The 22275-nt window shown below is 63.8% G+C and carries 22 protein-coding genes and 1 tRNA gene; 17 read left to right on the top strand and 6 right to left on the bottom strand.

Going from position 1 to position 22275, the window contains the following annotated elements:
* The first annotated feature begins 39 nt into the window (after positions 1-39).
* Positions 40-576 (top strand): RNA polymerase sigma factor, encoded by a 537-nt coding sequence (locus EU803_RS02410; protein WP_129680145.1) that lies wholly within the window; start codon positions 40-42, stop codon positions 574-576.
* A complete protein-coding gene (locus tag EU803_RS02405; protein ID WP_129679384.1) occupies positions 573-2513 on the top strand; it encodes a VWA domain-containing protein in 1941 nt (646 codons plus the stop codon). The genes EU803_RS02410 and EU803_RS02405 overlap by 4 nt, the downstream gene beginning before the upstream one ends.
* On the opposite strand, the gene EU803_RS02400 is transcribed toward EU803_RS02405, so the two are convergent.
* Entirely contained in the window at positions 2510-2758 is a 249-nt protein-coding gene (locus EU803_RS02400) for a DUF2798 domain-containing protein (RefSeq protein ID WP_129679382.1), read from the bottom strand. The genes EU803_RS02405 and EU803_RS02400 overlap by 4 nt on opposite strands.
* A 527-nt stretch (positions 2759-3285) precedes the next feature.
* On the opposite strand from EU803_RS02400, the gene EU803_RS02395 reads away from it, so the two are divergent.
* Positions 3286-3609, top strand: coding sequence for a hypothetical protein (locus EU803_RS02395; protein WP_129679380.1), 324 nt, complete (start codon positions 3286-3288; stop codon positions 3607-3609).
* Between the two features lie 15 nt (positions 3610-3624).
* On the opposite strand, the gene EU803_RS02390 is transcribed toward EU803_RS02395, so the two are convergent.
* The 3 genes from EU803_RS02390 to EU803_RS02380 form a co-directional block, all read right to left on the bottom strand.
* Positions 3625-4308 carry a YafY family protein gene (locus tag EU803_RS02390; RefSeq protein WP_129679378.1) on the bottom strand — a complete coding sequence of 228 codons (684 nt, stop codon included), beginning with the start codon at positions 4306-4308 and terminating at the stop codon, positions 3625-3627.
* A 9-nt stretch (positions 4309-4317) separates the two neighbouring features.
* Positions 4318-4689: a VOC family protein gene (locus EU803_RS02385; protein ID WP_129679376.1), complete on the bottom strand. Its 372-nt coding sequence runs from the start codon at positions 4687-4689 to the stop codon at positions 4318-4320.
* 71 nt (positions 4690-4760) lie between these two features.
* Positions 4761-5510, bottom strand: a complete 750-nt coding sequence (locus EU803_RS02380) for a TIM barrel protein (protein WP_129679374.1) — start codon at positions 5508-5510, stop codon at positions 4761-4763.
* Positions 5511-5656: 146 nt separating this feature from the next.
* Between EU803_RS02380 and EU803_RS02375 the strand changes: the two genes are divergently transcribed.
* The 7 genes from EU803_RS02375 to EU803_RS02345 all read left to right on the top strand — a co-directional run bounded on the left by EU803_RS02375 (position 5657) and on the right by EU803_RS02345 (position 13406).
* The gene (locus EU803_RS02375) at positions 5657-6583 is read left to right on the top strand and encodes a DMT family transporter (protein WP_129679372.1); all 927 of its coding nucleotides are present in this window, start codon (positions 5657-5659) and stop codon (positions 6581-6583) included.
* A 185-nt stretch (positions 6584-6768) separates the two neighbouring features.
* The gene (locus tag EU803_RS02370; RefSeq protein WP_129679370.1) at positions 6769-7974 is read left to right on the top strand and encodes a class I SAM-dependent methyltransferase; all 1206 of its coding nucleotides are present in this window, start codon (positions 6769-6771) and stop codon (positions 7972-7974) included.
* On the top strand, positions 7974-8651 hold the full coding sequence (locus tag EU803_RS02365; RefSeq protein WP_129679368.1) for an SOS response-associated peptidase: 678 nt from the start codon (positions 7974-7976) through the stop codon (positions 8649-8651). Before EU803_RS02370 ends, EU803_RS02365 begins: the two co-directional genes overlap by 1 nt.
* 36 nt (positions 8652-8687) lie before the next feature.
* Positions 8688-8761, top strand: a tRNA-Gly gene (locus EU803_RS02360).
* A gap of 125 nt (positions 8762-8886) precedes the next feature.
* On the top strand, positions 8887-10680 hold the full coding sequence (locus EU803_RS02355; protein ID WP_129679366.1) for an ABC transporter transmembrane domain-containing protein: 1794 nt from the start codon (positions 8887-8889) through the stop codon (positions 10678-10680).
* A gap of 67 nt (positions 10681-10747) precedes the next feature.
* Positions 10748-11395 carry a suppressor of fused domain protein gene (locus EU803_RS02350; protein ID WP_165352754.1) on the top strand — a complete coding sequence of 216 codons (648 nt, stop codon included), beginning with the start codon at positions 10748-10750 and terminating at the stop codon, positions 11393-11395.
* A gap of 118 nt (positions 11396-11513) precedes the next feature.
* Positions 11514-13406 carry an acyl-CoA synthetase gene (locus EU803_RS02345; RefSeq protein ID WP_129679363.1) on the top strand — a complete coding sequence of 631 codons (1893 nt, stop codon included), beginning with the start codon at positions 11514-11516 and terminating at the stop codon, positions 13404-13406.
* Positions 13407-13475: 69 nt separating this feature from the next.
* Here EU803_RS02345 and EU803_RS02340 read toward each other — a convergent pair whose 3' ends face one another.
* Complete coding sequence (locus EU803_RS02340) at positions 13476-14558, bottom strand: Gfo/Idh/MocA family oxidoreductase (RefSeq protein ID WP_129679361.1); 1083 nt, start codon at positions 14556-14558, stop codon at positions 13476-13478.
* On the bottom strand, positions 14555-15277 hold the full coding sequence (locus tag EU803_RS02335; RefSeq protein WP_277985696.1) for a GntR family transcriptional regulator: 723 nt from the start codon (positions 15275-15277) through the stop codon (positions 14555-14557). Before EU803_RS02335 ends, EU803_RS02340 begins: the two co-directional genes overlap by 4 nt.
* Before the next feature lie 127 nt (positions 15278-15404).
* On the opposite strand from EU803_RS02335, the gene EU803_RS02330 reads away from it, so the two are divergent.
* The 7 genes from EU803_RS02330 to EU803_RS02300 all read left to right on the top strand — a co-directional run bounded on the left by EU803_RS02330 (position 15405) and on the right by EU803_RS02300 (position 22266).
* The gene (locus tag EU803_RS02330) at positions 15405-16559 is read left to right on the top strand and encodes an LLM class flavin-dependent oxidoreductase (protein WP_129679356.1); all 1155 of its coding nucleotides are present in this window, start codon (positions 15405-15407) and stop codon (positions 16557-16559) included.
* Positions 16559-17443 (top strand): aldo/keto reductase, encoded by an 885-nt coding sequence (locus EU803_RS02325; protein WP_129680143.1) that lies wholly within the window; start codon positions 16559-16561, stop codon positions 17441-17443. The genes EU803_RS02330 and EU803_RS02325 overlap by 1 nt, the downstream gene beginning before the upstream one ends.
* Before the next feature lie 25 nt (positions 17444-17468).
* Positions 17469-17954, top strand: a complete 486-nt coding sequence (locus EU803_RS02320) for a flavin reductase family protein (RefSeq protein ID WP_129680141.1) — start codon at positions 17469-17471, stop codon at positions 17952-17954.
* A 78-nt stretch (positions 17955-18032) separates the two neighbouring features.
* Positions 18033-18629: a TRAP transporter small permease subunit gene (locus tag EU803_RS02315; protein WP_129679354.1), complete on the top strand. Its 597-nt coding sequence runs from the start codon at positions 18033-18035 to the stop codon at positions 18627-18629.
* Complete coding sequence (locus EU803_RS02310) at positions 18629-20200, top strand: TRAP transporter large permease (protein ID WP_129679351.1); 1572 nt, start codon at positions 18629-18631, stop codon at positions 20198-20200. The genes EU803_RS02315 and EU803_RS02310 overlap by 1 nt, the downstream gene beginning before the upstream one ends.
* Positions 20201-20227: 27 nt before the next feature.
* Positions 20228-21295, top strand: a complete 1068-nt coding sequence (gene dctP / locus EU803_RS02305) for a TRAP transporter substrate-binding protein DctP (protein WP_129679349.1) — start codon at positions 20228-20230, stop codon at positions 21293-21295.
* 182 nt (positions 21296-21477) lie between these two features.
* On the top strand, positions 21478-22266 hold the full coding sequence (locus tag EU803_RS02300; protein WP_129679347.1) for a hypothetical protein: 789 nt from the start codon (positions 21478-21480) through the stop codon (positions 22264-22266).
* The last annotated feature ends 9 nt before the right edge of the window (positions 22267-22275 follow it).

Below are 22275 nucleotides of genomic sequence, written 5' to 3'. Positions count from 1 at the left end.
GATTGACCTTTGCCGCGCGTCATACCCATCGTGATGCGTATGACAACCAGCGACGAAGCCCTGGCCACGGCGGCCGCGAACGGGGACGGACGGGCCTTTGCCCTCCTGCTTGACCGGCAGTATGACCGGCTGTTCGCCCTGTGCTTTCGCCTGACCGGCAACCGGGCCGAGGCCGAGGACCTGACCCAGGACATCTGCGCTGCCCTGCCCGCCAAGCTGGCCAGCTACAAGGGACAGTCGCGGGTGACCACTTGGCTGTACCGTGTCGCGGTGAACGCCGCCCACGACCGCCGCCGCAGACAGGCCAGCGCCGCCCGCGCCGCCGATGGCTGGGGCGATTGGGAATTGAACCGGCAGGCGGCGAATGCCGAGGCTGCGGACCGGCTGGACTGGCTGACCCGCGCCATGTCGCGCCTGACCGACGATCTGCGTGACACGCTGGCGCTGGTCTTCGACGACCTGACCCACGCCGAGGCGGCAGAGGTGCTGGGCGTGTCCGAGGGCACGATCAGCTGGCGCATATCCGAAGCCAAGAAACGCCTGCGCGCCCTGCGCGAAACGGAGGAGGCAGAATGACCACCGACCGTGACGAATTTGACGATCTGCGCGCCGCGATGACGGCGGCCACCCCCCGCCCGGACGCCGGGAAACGGGCGGAAAACCTGCGTCTGGCGCAGCAAAATTTCGACGCTCTCCAAGGATCGCGGAATGCCGCGCGTCCCAATCCTGCAACCGCCCCCAAGGGGCTATGGCAAGGAGTTGGAGAGATGTTGAAGGCGTTTACCACCAAGGGCGGGCTGACCGTCACCACCGCGATCGTCGCCTGTGGCGTGCTGATCCTGACCCCGCAGGGACGGTCGGTCTGGCAGGACCCGGAGTTTACCGTAACCGAGGGGGATACGGTGCTCACTGATCAGGTCGCCGGATCCGAATTGGCCGCCGAGGAAAGAGCCGAAGATGAATCCGGGCTTGCCCTCGCCGCGCCCGAACCCGCCGCCGCACCACTGGCCCCGCCCCCGCAGGCTAGGTCGGTGCAACCACTTGGCGAGGGTATGGATGCGCTGATGGCCGAACCCGCACCTACCGCCCACTCCGATTTCATTGAGTTAGGACCAGACACCGAGGCCTACCCCTCCGCCGACACGAACCCGCTGAAGGTCGTCGTAGAAGAGCCCGTGTCCACTTTTTCCATCGACGTGGACACCGCCGCCTATTCCGTCATCCGCAACTCGCTGAACCGGGGCACCCTGCCCCCGGCGGAGGCTGTCCGGGTCGAGGAGATGGTGAATTATTTCCCCTATGACTACCCCGCGCCGGACGCGGATGCCGCCCCCTTCCGCCCCACGATCAGCCTGATGCCGACCCCGTGGAACCCCGATACACAACTGCTGCACATCGCGCTTCAGGGCGAACTGCCGGCGGTCGACGACCGCCCGCCCCTGAACCTTGTCTTCCTGATCGACACCTCGGGCAGCATGAACGATGCGGCGAAGCTGCCGCTGTTGAAACAGTCGTTCCGGCTGATGTTGGGCAACCTGAGCCCCGAGGATCAGGTGGCCATCGTCGAATATGCCGGGTCGGCGGGGCTGGTTCTGGCCCCGACCCCGGCGGGCGACCGCACGGCGATCCTTGCCGCGTTGGACGGGCTGGGCGCGGGCGGGTCAACCAATGGGCAGGGCGGGCTGGAACAGGCCTATGCCGTCGCCGCCACCATGGCCGAGGAGGGCGAGGTCAGCCGGGTGATCCTTGCCACCGACGGGGATTTCAACGTCGGACTGTCGGACCCCTCGGCGCTTGAGGATTTCATCGCCGACAAGCGTGAAACGGGCACCTACCTGTCGGTCCTTGGCTTTGGCCGCGGCAATCTGGACGATGCGACCATGCAGGCGCTGGCCCAGAACGGCAACGGAACGGCGGCCTATATCGACACGCTGAACGAGGCACAGAAGGTGCTGGTGGACCAGTTGACCGGCGCGCTGTTCCCCATTGCGGGCGATGTGAAGGTGCAGGTGGAGTTCAACCCCGCCACCGTCGCCGAATACCGGCTGATCGGCTATGAAACCCGCGCCCTGAACCGAGAGGATTTCAACAACGATCGGGTCGATGCCGGCGAGTTGGGCGCGGGTCATTCGGTGACCGCAATCTACGAGATCACCCCGGTGGGCAGCCCGGCCCGGATGACCGACCCGCTGCGCTATCAACCGGCGGCGGACGCCGGGGACAGCCCCGAGATCGGGTTTCTGAAACTGCGCTGGAAGGAGCCGGGCGAAGATGTCAGCCAGCTGATTGAAACCCCGATCCTGCCCGACATGGGCAGCGCCGGGACCGAGGCGCAGTTCGCCGCCGCCATCGCGGGCTTTGGCCAATTGCTGCGCGGCGACACCGCGCTGGGCGACTGGGGCTGGGCCGAGGCCATCGCGCTGGCCAATGCCAACCGGGGCACGGACCCCTACGGCTACCGGACGGAGGCGGTGCAGCTGATGCGGCTGGCCGAAAGCCTGTCGGCGCGCTAGGCGGGCTGGCCGTGCTGGGCGGGCTTGGCAACAAGCCTGCCCACCAGTTTCCGGGTCAGCGGCGCCACGACAAGGATCGTCGGGAAGGCCACGGCCCAAGTCACCATCCACGCCCCCATCCACTGCGCCGCGAACCCGTCGATCAGGCCTTTGGCCATCAGGGTCGAGATGCCGGAGACGATAAAGGTCATCAGGCCAGACAGGATCAGGCCGGACAGAACGGGGGCAAAACGGGGGTGAATCATGGGGCGCTCCAAATTACATTTGATTTTTGACATATATAATGCGGCGCGGCCTGACAAGCCCCAATGACGGCCCCTTTGCCGACCTCCGATCGCCTTCCTCGGCCAGGAACCAGCGGGCGCAGGGCGCGTTGTAATGACGGGCTGAAGGTGCGCCCTGTTGGCCGGTTTGGGCACCCCGCAATGGTGTGGACTGAATCGCCCCTGCCGCCATTCGCGGCCATGGCCTGACCACGGAAAGTGGCCAGGTCGAAACGTCGAACAAGTCCAGCAAGGCGTGAACCGATTCTCACTGTCTGGCCAGATTTGCGACCAGTCAGATGTCTATTCAAACGCTTGTTCAGAAACGGAAACAATGAACCCCGAATAATGGCGCCGATCATCGTATTTCGAGAAATTAATAGAAATTTTGGACCATTCTTGCCATATCAAGGCCGCACTTCATTCCGGACCACCCATCTGAGGGAGGCACGGAAGGAAGGACGGGTCGGGGGCGACGCGTTTGAGTTTTGTTATGAAGGATCGCCTCGATGGCACGGTTAAATTTTCTCTCCTCCAAGATCACTGCAACCCCTCCGGGCCACGACGAAGAAAGCATTTCGCATCTTCACGGCGTGGGCCACGACCATGACAGCACCGGCTATCAGAACGGTGTTGGGCACCACATCTTTCACAACGAACACATCGGCGACGATCACAATGTCGGGGCCGATCCTGCCGTGAGCGACATCCCGAACGAAGGTGAATTCGAGATAGCCGACCTGTTCACCCTGCCGCCACTGTCCGAGGACATGCCGGCCGTTTCGGACGAGGACCTTGCCGAGGAAGACGGAGAGCTTGAACTTCTTTTCTGAGGTCGCGGGCAGGCCCTAGCGCCGATAGGCTTCCTCGGCGAAGAAATCGCGCAGGCGCTTGCCCTTCTCCTCGCGGAACGGGGTGCCCAGTTCCATGCTTTGGATCCGGTCCAGCCGGAACATGCGGAAATCGTCGCGCAATTCGCACCATGCGACGACGGTCCAGACCTTGCCCCAGAACCACAGGCCCAGCGGGCGCACCACGCGGTCGGACTTGCGGCCCGCCTCGTCGCCGTAGTGCAGGACCAGCCGGGTGCGGCTGTTGGCGGCGGCTTCGATGTCGTCGATCCGTGCGCGGACCGCATCGGACATTTCCGGGGCACCGAAGGCATGGATCTGCACCGTGTCGGCGCGCTTGCGGGCCTCGTCAGGCAGGACAGCCGCGATCTTGACCAGCGCCTCTTCGGCACTTGCGGCCATGTCGACCCCACCCCAGGCCCGGATCAGCCGCGCCCCCGCGACCAGCGCCACGATTTCCGAGGCGGTGAACATCAGGGGCGGCAGGTCATACCCGTCGCGCATGACATAGCCGACCCCGGCCTCGCCCTCGATCGGCACGCCGGAACCGATCAGGTCGGCCACGTCCCGGTAGATGGTCCGGGGCGTGACCTCGAGTCGTTCGGCCAGTTGCCCCGCCGTGACGAGCCGCCCGCCCCGAAGGTATTGCACGATCTGGAACAGGCGGTCGGCGCGGCGCATGGGGGCCTCCTAGGCGGCTTTGGGTTCGAACAGGCCGATGGAATTGCCGTCCGGGTCGATGGCATAGGCAAAGCGGCCCGGCGGAATTTCGATAGCGGGGGAAATCACCGTGCCGCCCGCCTTGGTGCAGGCGGCGACCCCGTCTTCCAGCGATCCGGGCAGGGCAAGGTGGATGGTCGGCCCGTTGCCGCCCTTGGCCGGGGTGCCGGGATAGATATGGCCGCCGGTGCCCTCCATCGTATTGCCGAACAGGGCCATGGGGTTCGGGCCGGTTGAGTCGATCTGCATGTCATAGCCGAAGACCGCGTTGTAAAAGGCCACGGCCCGGTCCATGTCGGTGACCGGCACTTCGGTCCAGACGGTGATTGCTTGGGTGGTCATCTGTTGTCTCCTGATGGGGTTTCGATGCCCCCTTCTGACACAGGGCTGCTGACAGCATCCTGTCAGCATGATCACCTGATCCAATCCAATCCTTCGTCCGTCCGCGCGGCGGGATTGTATTCGCCGCTGACCCAGCCGTCATAGCCTCCGGCATCCAGCCGGGCGAAGAAGGCGGGATAGTCGATGTCGCCGCCCGCGGGTTCATGTCGTCCGGGAAACCCGCCCACCTGCACATGGGCGACCCGGTGGCGGCATCTGTCCCATGTGCCCATCACGTCCCCGGTAATCCGCTGTGCATGGTAGGCATCGAATTGCAGGTGCAGGTTGGGGGCCGCGACCGCCTCCAGCACCTCAAGCGCGAGGTCGAAATCGTTCAGGAAATAGCCGGGCATGTCCACGGGGTTGATCGGCTCGATCGTCAGGGATTGCTCCGGGGCCTCTGCCGCCGCCCAGCGCAGGTTGTCGATGAAGGTGGCCCGCGCCGCCGCGCCCTCGGCCACCCCCGCCATCAGGTGCAGGTGATGCGCGCCCAGCGCCTGCCCATATCGCAGCGTGCGCCGGAAATCATGGCGGAACCGGTCCTCAGCCCCCGGCACGGCGGCAAAGCCCCGCGCCCCACCGGTGTAGTTCGGAGGTGGGCAGTTGATCAGGGCAAGGGTCAGCCCGTTGCGGTCCAGCATATCGCGGACCATTGGCGCGGGTTCGTCATAGGGAAACAGCACCTCGACCGTGTCGAACCCTGCGGAGCGGGCCGCGCCGAACCGTTCAAGGAACGGGTATTCGGTGAACAGCATCGTCAGGTTGGCGCAAAATCTTGGCATGGCGGGCCTTTTGGCAGCGGCGCGGGGCCGGAAAACGACATTTGGTCGGGAACTGGCAAGACCGGCCAGTCGGCCCCCGCCACCGTTCCCCATGGCTGGAACATTACCGACCGGCCCCCAACAGACAACCACAGAACGGCCCAACCATGGTCCAGACCCCCGATCCGCTCGGCCCGCCCATCGTGCCGCGTCCGCCCCGGCAATTGCTGGAGGGCAACACGCTGGCCGTTCTGTCGATGGTCGCCTGGGCGGCCGGGTTCCCGGCGGCAGACTACCTGCTGCAAACCTGGGACCCGCTGATGCTGATCACCGCGCGGCTGGCGCTGGCGGTGGGGATCCTGATTCCGATCTGGGTGATGCTGGACGGGCCGCTGGCGCTGATCCGGGCCCGTTGGGGCCGGGGCACGGTGGTGGGCGGCATCGCCTTTGGCCTTGGGGCCTATCTTCTGCTTCTGGCACAGGACTATACCGATCCGGTCACGGTGGCGGTGATCGCCGCCGCCTGCCCGATCGCGGCCACGGTGATCGAGATGATCTTCGAAGACCGCCGCCTGAGTATGGGGTTCATCATCGGGCTGCTGGCCTCGGTCGTCGGCGGGGCGATTGCCGCCGGGGGTGGCCCTGTGCTGGACCTTGGGCTGGGGGCGGGAATGGCGGTGGCCGCCTGTTTCCTGTTCAGCTGGGGCAGCTGGGCGACGGTGCGGGATTTCCCTGACCTGTCGCCGGTGGGCCGCACGACGATCACCCTTGCGGGCGGATTGTTGTTCGTGGGCTGCATCGCAATCGGCGCCCGGCTGACTGGGGCCGTTGCCGCACCGCCGGGCCTGCTGGTTCCCGGAACGCTTTTGCCGCTACTGATCTACGCCTTCGGCAGCATGGCCCTGTCACAATTCCTCTGGCTCGCCTCGGTCGGGCGGCTGGGGGTCGCGGTGGCGTCATTCCACATCAACGTCGCCCCGTTCTACGTGATGCTGATCCTTGTCGCGCTGGGGCAAGAGTGGAGCTGGGCGCAGGCCGTTGGCGCGGCGATCGTGGCCTCGGGCGTGGTGATCGCGCAGCGCGGCCCGCGCTAGGGCCGCTCGCCACAGGGATAGGCACCATGCCGGGTCAACCCGACGCGCCCGTCGGGTGGGTTGAAACCCACCTTACGCCCGTTCCCCACCACTATAGGTCTGGCCCGAAAATGCGGACCTGAAAGTAAGGTGGGTTTCAACCCACCCCCCTTTTCCTTGGGATCGCGCCGCCCTAGGCTCTGCCCATGGTCACCGTTTCCGAACAATACGAAGCCTTCCCCTACCCCGCCCGCAACCCGGCCGAGGAAAAGACCCGGCTGGTTACAGGCTCCCCGTCAAACCCGGTCGAGATGGATCACTTCCTATGGGGCGGACAGCGGGACTGGTCCAAGCGCCTGCGCGTCCTTGTGGCGGGCGGCGGCACCGGTGACGGGCTGATCCAGTTGGCGCAGCTGATGACGGACGCGCGCCGCCCCTATGACATCACCTATATCGACCTGTCCCGCGCCTCGCGCGAGGTGGCAGAGGCGCGGGCGAAGGTCCGGGGGTTGAAGAACATCCGGTTCCTGACCGGCAGCCTTCTGGATGCGCCCGATCTTGGTCAGTTCGACTACATCGACTGTTGCGGGGTGCTGCACCACCTGCCCGATCCGGCGGCGGGGTTCGCGGCCCTGCGCGCCGCCTGCGCCCCCGGCGGGGGGCTGGGGTTCATGGTCTATGCGCCGCTTGGCCGGTCCGGGGTCTATCCCCTGCAACGGGCCTTCGGCGCGATGTTCGACGGGTTGCCGCCCGAGGACCGGCTGGCCGCCGCCCGCAAGGTCTTTGCCGCCCTGCCCGAGGCGCATCCGTTCAAGCGCAACCTGAACCTTGGCGATCACAAATCGTCGGACGCGGGGTTCTATGATCTGCTGCTGCACGGGCAGGACCGCGCCTATTCGGTGCCGGACCTTCTGGCAGAGCTGGAGGGGGCGGGCTGGGCCCTGTCCGATTTCGCCTCGCCCGGGCAGTATGACCCCACCCGGTTCGGCCCCGTTCCCGACGCGATGGACCGGCCCGCCCGCATGGCACTGGCCGAAGACCTGTCCGGCACGTTGAAGGTCCATGTCGGCTATGCCGTGCGTGCGGATGATCCCCGCCAGCCGGCCAGCGGCGCTGCGCCCGACCTGATCCCGCACCTGAAAGGCGGCCCGCCGCAGGCGCTTGCCGGGGCCGTGGCGCAGGGCCGCGCGGTGCCGGTCAACAGCGGACAGGAAACCGTCACCCTCTCCCTGCCGCCCGGAGCCGCGCCGCTGATCGCGCGGATCGACGGGCACAGCAGCATCGGCGCGATCACCAAGGCGGCGGGACTGGCGACAGACACCGCCCGCCCGCTGTGGCTGGCGCTGGAAGAGGCGCTGTCGCCCTGGGGGCTGTATCAGTATTCTACACTGCTGAAGGGGCGGGTCCGCTGATGTGCGGGCGCATGGCAATCACCCTGCCGCAGGACGCGATGGCGCAGATGTTCGCGGCGACCCCCGACAACGACCTGCCGCAGGACCCGAACTTCAACGTCTGCCCCACGAACCAGATCGCGGTTGCCACCTCGGACGCAGGGTCCCGGCGGCTGCGACCGATGCGCTGGGGCTTCGTGCCCGCCTGGTACAAGACGCCGACCGACGGGCCGCTGCTGATCAACGCAAGGTCCGAAACCATTGCCGAAAAGCCCGCCTTTCGCGATGCCTGCCGCCAGCGCCGCTGCCTGATCGCCGTGGACGGGTTCTATGAATGGGAACGGCCCGAAGGCGGACAACCCCTGCCGTGGTACGTCACCCGGACCGATGGCGCGCCGATGGTCTTTGCCGGCATCTGGCAGGACTGGGAGAAGCCGGGCCACGATCCGCTGACCGCCTGCGCCATCGTCACCTGTGCGGCCAATGCGGATATGGCACGGATCCATCACCGGCTGCCCGTGGTGCTTGACCCTTCCGACTGGGCGCTGTGGCTGGGCGAAGAGGGCAAGGGCGCGGCCCGTCTGATGCGCCCCGCCCCGGATGGCAGCCTGCGCCTGCACCGCGTCCGGACCGAGGTGAACTCCAACCGGGCCAGTGGGCCGCAGTTGATCGAACCGATCGGTGACGCGGGGGCTTGAACCTCCCCCGCGCTGCATCTTATACGGGGGGCCGAAGCGGGCGTTGTGTAATGGTAAGACCCTTGCCTTCCAAGCAAGAGATACGGGTTCGATTCCCGTCGCCCGCTCCATCCCCCTTTCAGACGCGCCTTTGCCACCGACCGTAAGGTGGGTTTTAACCCACCCTACCCGATGGCTTGCGCCCCGCGCCCCCGCCGCTTAAGTGGGGTGGACGCCAATCCATGCAGGAAACGATATGTCTGACGCCCCGCTGCCCGTCGAGGCCGAACGTGCCAAGTCGAAACGCGTTGGCGCGCTGGCGGGCCTCTGGCCCTTCCTGCGCCCGTACCGGATGATGATCGCCGCCGCCGGGGTGGCCCTTGTCCTGACGGCGATGATTTCGCTGACCCTGCCCTTGGCCGTGCGCCGCGTGGTCGACAATTTCGAAGGCGGGGCCACCACCCTTCTGGACCAGTATTTCGGCGCGGCGCTGGCCATTGCCGCCCTTCTCGCCGCCGGGACCGCGCTGCGCTATTACCTTGTCACCCGGTTGGGCGAACGGGTCGTGGCCGACATCCGCGAGGCGGTGTTCAACCGCGTCATCGGGATGAGCCCCTCGTTCTTCGAAACCATCATGACCGGCGAGGTTCTCAGCCGGATCACCACCGACACCACCCTGATCCTGTCGGTGATCGGCTCCTCCGTCTCGGTCGCGCTGCGCAATGTGCTGATCTTCTTCGGCGGCATGGTCCTGATGCTGTTCACCTCGGCCAAGCTGACCGGGCTGGTTCTGTTGATCGTGCCTGCCGTGATCGTGCCGATCGTCGTTCTGGGCCGCCGCCTTCGCGCGCTTAGCCGGGAAAACCAGGACTGGATCGCCGCATCCTCGGGCAATGCCTCCGAGGCGCTCTTGTCGGTGCAGACTGTGCAGGCCTTTACCCAGGAAGTCCGCGCCACCGCTCGCTTCGCCGAAGTGACCGAGAAAAGCTTTGTCTCGGCCAAGCGCCGGATCGCGACCCGGTCGCTGATGACGATGATCGTGATCTTCCTGATCTTCGCGGGCGTCGTCGGTGTCTTGTGGGTTGGCGCGCGCGATGTGCGGCTGAACATGATGACCGTCGGCGAGTTGGTGCAGTTTGTCATCTATGCCGTCATGGTTGCCGGCGCGGTTGGCGCCCTGTCCGAGATCTGGGGCGAATTACAGCGGGCCGCCGGGGCCACCGAACGGCTGGTCGAACTGCTGAACGCCGACGACCGGGTGAAAGACCCGGACCAGCCCGCCCCGACCCCCGACATGCGGGGCGAACCGATCCGGTTTGACGGGGTCACCTTCCATTACCCGTCCCGGCCCAACATGGCCGCGCTGGACGGGATCGACCTGACCGTTGCGCCGGGCGAAACCGTGGCCCTTGTCGGCCCGTCGGGCGCGGGGAAATCCACCATAATCCAGCTTTTGTTGCGGTTCTACGATCCTGACAGTGGCACGATCCGGATGGGCGACGCGGCCCTGACCGACCTGTCCCGCGCCGCCTTCCGCCAGCAAATCGCCCTTGTCCCGCAGGACCCGGTGATCTTTGCCGAAACCGCGCGCGAGAACATCCGCTTTGGCCGCCCCGATGCCACCGATGCCGAGGTCGAGGAGGCCGCCCGCGCCGCCGCCGCGCACGATTTCCTGACCGCGCTGCCCAACGGCTATGACACCTATGTGGGCGAACGCGGCGTGATGCTGTCGGGCGGCCAGAAACAGCGCATCGCCATTGCCCGCGCCATCCTGCGCGACGCGCCGATCCTGCTTCTGGACGAGGCGACCAGCGCGCTGGACGCCGAAAGCGAACGCCTTGTGCAGCAGGCGGTGGACCGGCTGGCCGAAACCCGGACCACGCTGATCGTCGCCCACCGTCTTGCCACGGTGAAAAAGGCCGACCGCATCGTCGTCTTCGACGAGGGCCGGATCGTGGCGCAGGGCACCCACGAGGCGCTGGTGGCCGAAGGTGGCCTGTACGCCCGTTTGGCACGCCTGCAGTTCACCGAAGGTCTGGCCGCCGAATAACCATTCCTTGCCAGATTTCCCTGAATGCGGGATGCTTCCTGTCATTAGACAGGAAGGGACAGAATTCATGGATTTGGCAGCGATCAGGAAAATTCGGGAAAAGGACGTCTATCCGGAGCTGTTCGGAGAGGCGAACCGCCCGCCGTTCAAATTGCAGCAGGAAGTTTTCGGCGCCTTCGGAGATGTCGAGGTTGATGCCCATTGGCTGGAGTTCCAGATCTGCGAATTCAAGCCAACGGCGGAGCGTGCCAGCTGGCTCTACGTCACCTCTGGCTATTCCGACCCGCAGGGCGTGGACCCTGCCGATTACAACCCCAACGGCGAATCCGGCGTCGGGGTCGAGTTCTTCCTTGAGACCGAGGAGAAGGCGGATTGGGCGATCATGCGCCTGCAAAGTCTTCTGGCCTATGACCTGCTCTTGGCCGACGGTCAGGTAGACGGCGAGCCGCTGGCCTTTCACGACGTGATCCCGCTGAACCATCCGGTGGACGGCAACGACCGCTGCCAGATCATGAACATGGTGATGATCCCGCCCGAACGCCCGCCCGAGGCGTTTTCGCTGCCCTCCGGCAATGTGATGCTTGCGGGGTTTGTCGGGATCACCAATGCCGAACGCGACTTTGCCGCCCAGTTTGGCATGGAGCATCTGACCGACAAGCTGCGCGCCGCCGAGGCCTGTCCGGTGACCCTGCCCAAGCGGGAAAGCGTGGTCTGACGGACCGGCAAAAGGGGTGTTTCGCTGCGTCATACTTGCGCGACGCGACACAACGATTACCTCTTGAGGCACAAAAAGGCGGGGCGAAGATCCCGCGTTATTCAGGGAGGAGTTAACGGTGACCTATGCGACGGTCGCGGATCGCGACGCAATCGTGAACGAAATGCCGTGGGACAAGCGCGATCTGCCGGTCACCACATACGGGATGCTGTCCCAAACCTCCGCCGCCCATGGTGGCCGCGCGGCTGTCAGCTATCAGATCCTGTCGGACCCCAAGTCCAAGAAGGAAACCCTGTCGTGGTCCGAACTGAAGGACCGCACCAGCCAGACCGCCAACCTGCTGCGCAGCCTTGGCGTGGGGCCGACCGATGTCGTGGCCTATCTTCTGCCCAACTGCACCGAAACGGTGCTGACCTATCTGGGCGGACAGGTGGCCGGGATCGTCAATCCGATCAACCCGCTGCTGGAGGCCGAACAGATTGCCGCCATCCTGCGGGAAACCAACGCCAAGGTTCTGGTCACCCTGAAAGGGTTCCCCAAGACCGACGTGCCGCAGAAGGCGGCCGAGGCGGTGCGCCTTGCCCCCAATGTCGAAACCGTTCTCGAGGTGGATCTTGTTCGCTACCTGTCGGGGCTGAAAAAGGTCATCGTGCCGCTGATCCGGCCCAAGGTCGCCGTGACCCACAAGGCGAAGGTGCTGGATTTCAACGCCGAGATCGCCAAGCAGCCGACCAGGCTGACGTTTGAGGATGTTCAGCAGGACCGGGTCGCCGCCTATTTCCATACCGGCGGCACCACGGGGATGCCGAAAGTGGCGCAGCACCGCTATTCCGGGATCATCTACAACGCCTGGCTGGGGGACCGGCTGTTGTTCTCGCCCGAGGACGTGCAGATTTGCCCGCTGCCGATGTTCCACGTCTTCGCGGCCATCGTCTGCATGGGGGCTTCGCTGGCCTCGGGCGCGCATATCGTGTTCCCGACGCCCGCGGGTTATCGCGGCGACGGGGTGTTCGACAATTTCTGGAAATTGGTCGAACGCTACAAGGTCACCTTCATGATCACCGTGCCGACCGCCATGTCGGCGCTGATGCAGCGCAAGGTCGATGCCGATATTTCCAGCCTGAAACTGGCCTTCTGCGGGTCGGCCCCGCTGCCGGTTGAATTGTATAAACGGTTCGAACAGGCCGCCGGGGTGACCATCTGCGAAGGCTATGGCCTGACCGAGGCGACCTGCCTTGTGTCGATCAACCCGCCGGACGGGGAAAAGAAGATCGGGTCGATCGGTATCCCCTTCCCCTATACCGATATCAAGATCATGGCGGTGGACACCCACGAGGAATGCCCGACCGACCATGTGGGCGAAATTTGCGTGTCGAACCCCGGCGTTTACATGGGCAACACCTATACGGAAGAGGCCAAGAACACCGATCTGTTCTATCCCGGCCCGAAATCCAATGCCCAATACCTGCGCACCGGCGACCTTGGCCGGGTGGACAAGGACGGCTACCTCTGGATCACGGGCCGCGCCAAGGACCTGATCATTCGCGGCGGTCACAACATCGACCCTGCCGAGATCGAAGAGGCGCTGGCGGGTCATCCCGACGTGGCCTTTGTCGGCGCGATCGGCCAGCCGGATGCCCATGCGGGCGAAATCCCCTGCGCCTATGTGGAACTGGTGACGGGTGGCACCGCGTCGGAAGACGCGCTTTTGGCCTATGCCAAGGAAAAGATCCACGAACGCGCGGCCCATCCGAAGTATCTGGAAATCCTGCCCGAACTTCCGAAAACCGCCGTGGGCAAGATCTTTAAGCCGGACCTGCGCAAGCGCGCGATCACCCGCGTCTATAACGAGGCGCTGGCCCATGCCGACGCCGCTGCCGAAGTGGCAGAGGTGGTCGAGGACAAGAAGCGCGGCCTTGTCGCCCGGCTGCAAAAGACCGGGACCGTGTCCGAACAGGACATTGTCAGCGCGCTTGGAGCCTTTACCCGTCCGTGGGAATGGATGGAGTGATCCGGTCAGAGATCGTCAAGGAAAAGGGCGCCTGCGGGCGCCCTTTGCTGTTTCGGGGTGGCCGAAGGATCAGAGGCTGACGGCCTGCCCCGTCTGGGCGCTTTCCTGTGCGGCCAGCCCGATCCGGACGGCCCACATCCCGTCTTCCAGCGTCACCTCGGGCGCACCTTCGCCCCGGACCACGGCATTGAACCGCTGGTGCTGGTAGAAGGTCGATCCGTTGTGATCCCCGGCCGCCAATAGCGTCGGATCGACCGGAATCTCGGACATCCGGGGGCCCTTGGGGCTGCGTGGCGAGACAATCAGTTGCGGCACCGGCGGATCGCCCAGATCCTTGGGCCAGAACCGGCCCGGGCCGGGGACCAGCGCCTCGATTTTGCCGGTGGGACCGACCGCCGTGACCTCTTCCTGGTAGCGCGATCCTTCGGCGAACATGCACAATTCCAACATCGCCCGCGCCCCGCCCGCGAAATCGACGATGACATAGGCATTGTCCCAGATGTCCGGCACCTGCCCATCATAACTCTCGTCCAGATGGTTCACCGACTGACCGCCGCTGGCCATGACCCGCACCGGATCGTCCTTCAGGATCAGCCGCATCAGGTCGAAGAAATGGCAGCATTTCTCGACCAATGTCCCACCTGTATTGGCGTTGAACCGGTTCCAGTCGCCGATCTTGGGCAGGAAGGGAAAGCGGTGTTCGCGGATCGTCAGCATCTTGATCCCGCCGGTCGCGCCCTCCGCCTGATCCAGCAGGGCGGCGATGGGCGGCATATAGCGGTATTCCATCGCCACCCAGATCGGGGCGGGGTAATCCGCGATCAGGTCTTGCAGAAATGCGACATCAGCCGGATCGGTATACAGCGGCTTTTCGCAGAGGATCGGCAAGGGGCGCGTGTCACGAATTTCGCGCAGCTGGCTGATGTGCAGGTGGTTGGGGCTGACGATCACCAGCGCGTCAAGATCCTTGATCGCCAGCATTTCAGCGATGGAGGCGCAGACTGTCGCGCCCCCCGCCTCTTTCGCGGCATGGTCGGCGAGCGAGGCGACCGGGTCATAGACGGCTGTCACCCGCGCCTCGGGCAGAAGCGCGATGTTGTGGATGTGTTCGTGCCCCATCATGCCGCAGCCGATAAGCCCGTAGTTGATCATGTTTTTCCTCCGCCGATCCGGCTGACATAGTTGACCGTCCTCGGGTCGAACCAGTTTCGTGAAAATTCCACCGCCCGGCCTTGGCTGTCGCGCCCGACCCGTTCGACATATCCCGCGATCTCTCCGGCCCGCATGGGAAAGCGCGGGTCGGTCCAGTCCGGCATCGGCGCGACCGAGGCCCGGTCTTCCGCCGACAGGATCGTGACCCCCAGCGATTCGCGATAGAAGAGGTAGAGCGATTCCGAGACCGCACCGGCGTCGATTGTTTCTGCCAGTGACCCGTCGAGCCAGATTTCCTCCATCGCGGCGGGAACACCGGACAGGAAGCGCAAACGCCGGAACCGCCAGCCGTCCGACGACGGGCCGAAGGCGGGCGCGCCTTCGGGCTTCGGCAGCAGGTCGATCGACAGAACCTCTGCCGTGGGCATCCCGCCGCCCTGTTTCAGTTCCAGCCGCAGCATGGAGTAGACGGAGGCGACCGAGGGCCGGTGCCGGATATAGTTTCCAGAGCCCTGCACCCGTTCCAGCAGGCCTTTTTCCTCAAGGATCCGCAGCGATTTGCGCAGGGTTCCGACGGCGGTATTCAGCGAGGCGGCCATGTCCCGTTCGGGCGGCAATTTGGCGCCGTCGGCCAGACGACCGGCGGCGATATCGCGGATCAGCATCTCGCTGATCTGGACATAGATCGGAAGTGCCGTAACCGGCCGACTGCGTGGCAAAGCCCTGTTCCCCCCTTGGCCGCGCCCATGGCAATGCGGCAAATTGATACACCATTGATGCATCAAAATTCAGATGCTATGCAAGGGGCAATCGACCGCGAACACACCCACCGAATGGAAGACCCCAATGACCGTCGTCCCCATTACATCGCCGGACCTTGATGCCGCCGAAGTCAGTTGGTTTTCAGCACTTTGTTCGGACGACTACCGCTATCTTGGCGTTCCGGACGGGGCGCTGCGGTCGTCCTGGGAACATTGCCGCGATATCGTTCTTGAGGCGGAGAAGCAGGGGTTCCGCAATATCCTTGCCCCGTCGTCCTATCAGGTTGGGCAGGACACACTGAGCTTTGTCGCGGGGATGGCACCGCTGACCGAGCGAATCAACATGCTGGCCGCGATCCGCTGTGGCGAGGTTCAGCCGATCATGCTGGCCCGCACGGTGGCCACATTGGACCACATGATGAAGGGCCGGCTGACACTGAACGTCATTTCGTCGGACTTCCCCGGTGAAAAGGCCGACAGTTCCTATCGTTACCAGCGGTCGCGCGAGGTGGTGGAGATCCTGAAACAGGCCTGGACCCAGGACGAGATCAACTACAATGGCGAGATCTACAATTTCGAAGGGCTGACCACCGATCCGGTCCGCCCCTACCAGTCCGGCGGCCCGCTGCTGTATTTCGGGGGCTATTCGCCGGACGCGCTGGAACTGTGCGGCCAGCATTGCGATGTTTACCTGATGTGGCCGGAAATCAAGGACCAGCTAGCCGAGCGGATGATGGCGGTGAACGCCGCCGCCGAACGCCATGGCCGGACTTTGGATTATGGTCTGCGGGTTCACATGATCGTCCGCGACACAGAGGCCGAGGCCCGCGAATACGCCGAAAGCCTTGTGTCGAAACTGGACGATGAATACGGCCGACTGATCCGCGAACGGGCCCATGACAGTGCGTCGCTGGGCGTGTCGCATCAGGCCCGCGCCCGTGAATTGGCCGACCAGTTCGGATACATTGAACCGAATCTCTGGACCGGCGTTGGCCGGGCCCGGTCGGGCTGTGGCGCGGCGCTGGTCGGCTCTGCCGATCAGGTGCTGTCGGCGATCGAGGACTATCGCAAGATGGGCATCCGGGCCTTCATCTTCTCGGGCTATCCGCACATCGACGAGGCGCAGCATTTTGGCCGTCTGGTCCTGCCCGAGTTGAAGACCTGTTCGATGCCCCATGCCTATGGCCGGGTTCCCACCGAAGCCCCTGCAACGCCGCTGGGCGTAGGAGAGCGCAAATGATGGACCGGATCGAGATTCAGGACGGGCTGTCCTTTTCCCGCATCGTCTATGGCCTGTGGCGGCTGGGCGATGACGCCGACACATCGCCCGCGCATGTGCAGGCCAAGATCGAGGCCTGCCTTGAACAGGGCATCACCACGATGGATCAGGCCGACATCTACGGCGAATACATGGCCGAAGAGATCATGGGCGCGGCCCTGACCCCGGCCCTGAAGGACCAGATCGAGATCGTCACCAAATGCGATATCGTCGCCCCCTGCGGCCGGTATTCGGATGCGAAGGTCAAGTATTACGACACCAGCCGCGCCCATATCCTTGCCTCGGTCGATCATTCCCTGCGCCTGATGGGGATCGACAAGATCGACCTTTTGCTGGTGCATCGCCCCGACCCGTTCATGGACCACCATGAAACCGGCGCCGTGCTGGATGAGGTTGTGGCCAGCGGTAAGGTCCGCGCCGTGGGCGTGTCGAACTTCAAACCCTGGGACTGGACCCTGCTGCAATCGGCGATGAAGACCAAGCTGGTGACCAACCAGATCGAACTGAGCCTCACCGCCCATGACGGGTTCACCAATGGCGATGTGGCGTTTCTTCAGGAACGGGGCCTGCCGCCGATGGCATGGTCCCCGCTGGGTGGTGGCAGCCTGATGACCGCCGATACCGACCTGACCCGGCTGATGGACCAGATCGCCGCTGAAAGCGGCACCGACCGCGCCGCCGTGGCCACCGCGTGGCTGCTGGCGCATCCGGCCCGCATCCTGCCGGTCATGGGCACCAACAACCTTGGCCGGATCGGCAAGATCTCGGACGCGCTGAAGGTCGAGATGGGCCGTGAACGCTGGTTCGAGCTTTACACTGCGGCACTGGGACGGGAGGTCGCCTGACATGGATGGAGGCTGGGATCATCAGATGCAGGTTCTTGACCCGACAACGGATTCACGTGGCTACCGCAGTGCGCTGGGGGCCTTCGCGACAGGGGTGACCATTGTCACCACCGACAGCGACGAAGGCCCGGTGGGGATCACCGTGAACAGCTTTTCCTCGGTCAGCCTCGATCCGCCGCTGGTGCTGTGGTCCCCTGCGAAGGGGTCAAACCGGTTCCACCATTTCGCCGAGGCCAAGCATTTCGCCATTCACGTGCTTCACAGCCACCAGCGCTATATCTGCGAGGGGTTTGCCCGCAACAAAGCGGCTTTTGACGGGCTGGACTGGGAGATCGGAGATCATGGCGTGCCGATCATCGGCGGCTGCCTTGCCTGTTTCGAATGTGATCTGGAGGCCTCGCATGATGCGGGGGATCACGTGATCCAGGTGGGCCGGGTGCGCCGCGCCGCCTTTCGCGAGGGTGCGCCGCTGTTGTTCCAAAGCGGCAAACTGGTCAGCCTGCCGGGCTGACCCATCCGGACCGGGCCGAAAAGAGCCTGGCCGATCCAACGGGACGGGGCATCGCGCCCCGATATAGGGAGGACCGCAATGGCGGTATTGATGGGGCTGCTTTGGCCCCTCGAGCGACTGAACAACGCTGTTCTGGCCGTCGGCCGCATCATCGCGGTCGCGGCTCTTGCCGTTATGGTCTGCCTGATCCTTGGGCAGGTCTTTTTCCGCTACGTGCTGAACGACGCCCCCAACTGGACCGAGGAAGGTGCCCGGTTCGGGATGCTGTGGATGACCGGGCTGATGGCGCCGCTGGCCTTTCGGCAGGGCGGGTTCGTGGCCATCGACATGCTGGAACGTGCCCTGCCCAAGATCGGCGCGACGCTGCTGTCACTGGGGCTGTTGTGCATTTCGATGTGGGTTCTGGTCATCGCCTGGGACAAGGGGCTGCACAACCATGTCGACAGCCTGACCGGGCGCGGCTGTTCGTCGTCGCTGCGCTGGCCCTTCGGGATCGAGGTCGGCAAATGCGGGCCGAAATTCGCCAATCAATTCCAATACGCGGCGCTTTGGGTGGGGATCAACCTGCTGATCCTCGTGAACGTCGAACTGATCTTGCGCAACCTGATCACCCTGATGGGCGGGGCCGACCGGCTGACCGACCTGCGGGGCGAAGATATGGCGGGGGCTGACTGATGCTGTTGTGGTTCCTGCCCCTATTCCTGATCCTGATCATGATCGGCCTGCCGGTGGTCTTTGCCCTGCTGGCAGCCCCCTTCGGCCTGTTGGTTCTGGACGATCAGTCCCGCCAATTGTCAGTCCTTTATCGCAATTTTTACAACGGGATGGACAGTTTCCCGCTGATGGCCCTGCCTTTCTTCATGTTGGCGGGCGAGATCATGAACCGCGGCGGCATCACGATCCGCCTGGTCGAGTTTTCGCAGGCGATCATGGGGCATCTGCGCGGCGGGCTGGCCCATGTGAACATCCTGTCGTCGATCCTCTTTGCGGGCCTGTCCGGGTCGGCGGTGGCCGATACCTCGGCCCTTGGGTCCACCCTGATCCCGGCGATGGAAAAGAACGGCTATACCCGCAAATTCGCCGCCGCCGTCACCGCCGCCAGTTCGGTGATCGGGCCGATCATCCCGCCGTCGGGGATCATGATCATCTATGCCTATGTCATGGGCGAAAGCGTGGCGGCCCTGTTCCTTGCGGGGATCGTTCCGGGCATTCTTGTCGGCGTTGGCCTGATGGTCGTGGTCCGGCTGATGGCCGACCGCTATGACCTGCCCAAGGCGGAACGGATCGTCACCAAGAACCAGACGGTCAGCCCGGTGGAATATTGGGTCAGCTTCCTGCTGCTGCGGCTGAACGTGGCGGGCCTGCTGATGGCCGTCTATTCGGGCCTGTCGGTGCGGGTCGGTCTGGCGACGCTGGACGACAACGGCGATAAGCTGCACCAGATCAACCTGTGGATCGTCTTTGCCGTCATGCTGGTCATCGCGCATGGGCTGATGATGGGTTACCGCCGCCGCGTCAGCCACGATTTCCGCATGGTCTGCAAAAAGGCCATCGCGCCGCTGCAAACCCCGATCATCATCCTTGGCGGCATCCTGATCGGGGTGATGACCCCGACTGAGGCCTCGGCCATCGCGGTCCTCTATGCCCTGATAGTCAGCTTCTTCGTGCTGCGCTCGATGACCGTGAAAGACCTGATCGCGGTGCTGTCACGTTCGGCCCTGGCCACCTCGGCGGTGCTGATGCTGGTGGGGGCGGCGGTGGCGTTCAAGACGGTCGTGTCGCTGTCCTATGCGCCGCAGATCCTTACCGAACAGATCCTGAGCCTGAGCCAGAACCCGTTGGTCCTGTTGTTCCTGATCAACATCCTGTTGTTCATCGTGGGCATGTTTCTGGACGCCGGGCCCGCGATCATCATCCTCGGGCCGATCCTTGGCCCGATCTTCGTCGAACTGGGAGTTCACCCGGTTCACTTTGCCATCATCATGAGCGTCAACCTAACCGTCGGCCTTGCCACCCCGCCCATGGGGCTGGTGTTGTTCGTCGCCTCCACGGTCAGCCGGGAGCGGGTGGAAACCATCGCCCGCGCGATCCTGCCCTTCCTTGCGGTCGAGGTCGCGGTGATCTTCCTGATCACCTATGTCCCGCAGATCTCGATGACGGTTCCCTATCTTGCGGACTTCTTGGGATGTTCGCCGGACGTCGGCTACATGGCGTGCATAAGCCCTGAGCCACAATTCACCAACTAAGATGACAGCCAACTGGGAGGACTCCGAATGCTGAAACATCTCTTGACCGCGGCGACCATAACCGCCGCTTCCTTCGCGGGGGTCGCCGCATATGCCGAAGGGCATGGCGAAACGATCACCCTGCGCGCCACTGCGAACTCGAACGAAGCGGACGAAGACTATGCCGGTCTGATCGTGTTCAAGGACTACGTCGAAGCCGCGTCGAACGGCGCGATCGAAGTGGAATTGTTCATCGGCACCCAGCTGTGCTCGAACGGCGCCGAATGCCTTGAGGGCGTGTCGGAAGGGTCGATCGACATCTACATCTCCACCTCGGGCGGGGCCGCGGGCATCTTCCCCTATGTGCAGGTTCTGGACCTGCCCTACCTGATGGCCGACGACCGGGTGGCCGAACATGTGCTGCAGGGTGACTTCGTGCGCACCATGCGCGATATGGCCCTTGCAGACAGCGGCGACACCATCCGCCTGATGACCATCGGCAACACCGGCGGCTGGCGCAACTTCGCCAACACCCAGCGGCGCATTCAGACCCCGGCCGATATGGAAGGGCTGAAGATCCGCACCGTGGTCGCCGACCTGCCGCAGGAACTGGTTCGCGCCCTTGGCGCCTCGCCGACCCCGATCCCGTGGCCGGAACTGTTCACCTCGTTCCAGACCGGCGTTGTTGACGGGTCCAAGAACGGCATCACCGACATCATGGGCATGAAATTCCCCGATGCGGGCCTGCAGTACATCACCCTTGATGGGCACGCCTACATGGGCGCCCTGTGGTGGATGAACAACGACAAATTCATGGACATGGACCCGGCGATGCGCCGCGTCGTCGTTGACGGCTTCTATGCGCTTCAGCAGGCCACCTTTGCCGCGCCGAAGCGGGGCGCGATCCAGGCCTATGCCGATTTCGTTGAAGGCGGCGGTGACATCTATGTCCCGACCCCGGACGAAAAGGCCGCATTCGCCGAGGCCGCCGCCCCGGTGCAGGGCTGGTTCCGCGAAAACGTTCAGGGCGGGGACCAGATCCTTGACGCGCTGATCGCCGCCGTGGGCGAGGCCGAGGCAGACCTTGCCGCCGCCTACGAGGCCGACCTGAACTAAAGGTTCAGAGGTCCGAGACAGTGGCCGCTCCGGGACGCCGGAGCGGCCTTTTTCTTTGTGCGGGGGAAGCCAGGCTTGTGCCCAATACCACTATTTCTTCGCTGTGCACCAATGACCGGTTCTAGTCGTTTACAAATGGAATAGGTTGAGCGTATTCGTGGAGACAATCCGGGAAAAGCCGAATGCTACGTCGAATTCTGATATTATTTCTTGCCTTCTCGCTGGCGGCTCTTGGGCTCGCATTCGTTCTTGTTCCGCCCTACATCATAGAAATTACTGAAGCTCAAATTGCCGAAGGCGTGGACGAGAACCTACCCTACACAGTTAATAGTGGCTTCTCGGTGACCGTTCAGTCGGCTGTTGTGCAACTGAGTGATGAGAACAAGATAGTTCTGGAAGCACAGTTTGATGCACGTGGCCTGACACTAGAGGGAATGGGGACAGCCGACGTTGCCTCTTCGCTTAGGTACGAAAACGGCAGATTTTACCTGTCGGACCTTAAGCATGACAACGTTGTGTTCGCGTTCTCGGAAAATAGCGAAAGCACTATTTCTGACGTTAGATCAACCCTAGAGGGGATTTTGCGACGCGAAACGGAGGAAGCCGAAACAAGTGGTGAGGACGATCGAATTAGGCGTTTGGCTGAAGCCAACGAATACCATGAGACGGCGCTGCGCGAAGATGCGTTGGACTTACTGGACAATGTTTTAGGCTCATTTCCAATCTATGACCTAAGTCGCGTGAACGACGGCCGCTTCAGACTTGCGGCACTTGCTTTAGATGATGTCGAAATCACCTCTGAGAAGGTTTTGGTAACACTATCATTGCAGAGATTCATTATCACTCTTGCAGGCATACTTGGTACTTTCTTACTTTTCCTAGTCATAATACTTGGGCCCGTGAATACGATCCTGCTCTCAGTGTTCCTGACGCGATTGGCGAGGGGTAAAAGTGATGACACAAATCGCTGAACGGCTCGG

It is taken from the genome of Loktanella sp. IMCC34160, assembly GCF_004145845.1.
Lineage (GTDB): Bacteria > Pseudomonadota > Alphaproteobacteria > Rhodobacterales > Rhodobacteraceae > SELP01.
This window is presented reverse-complemented; position numbering and strand designations above follow the sequence as displayed.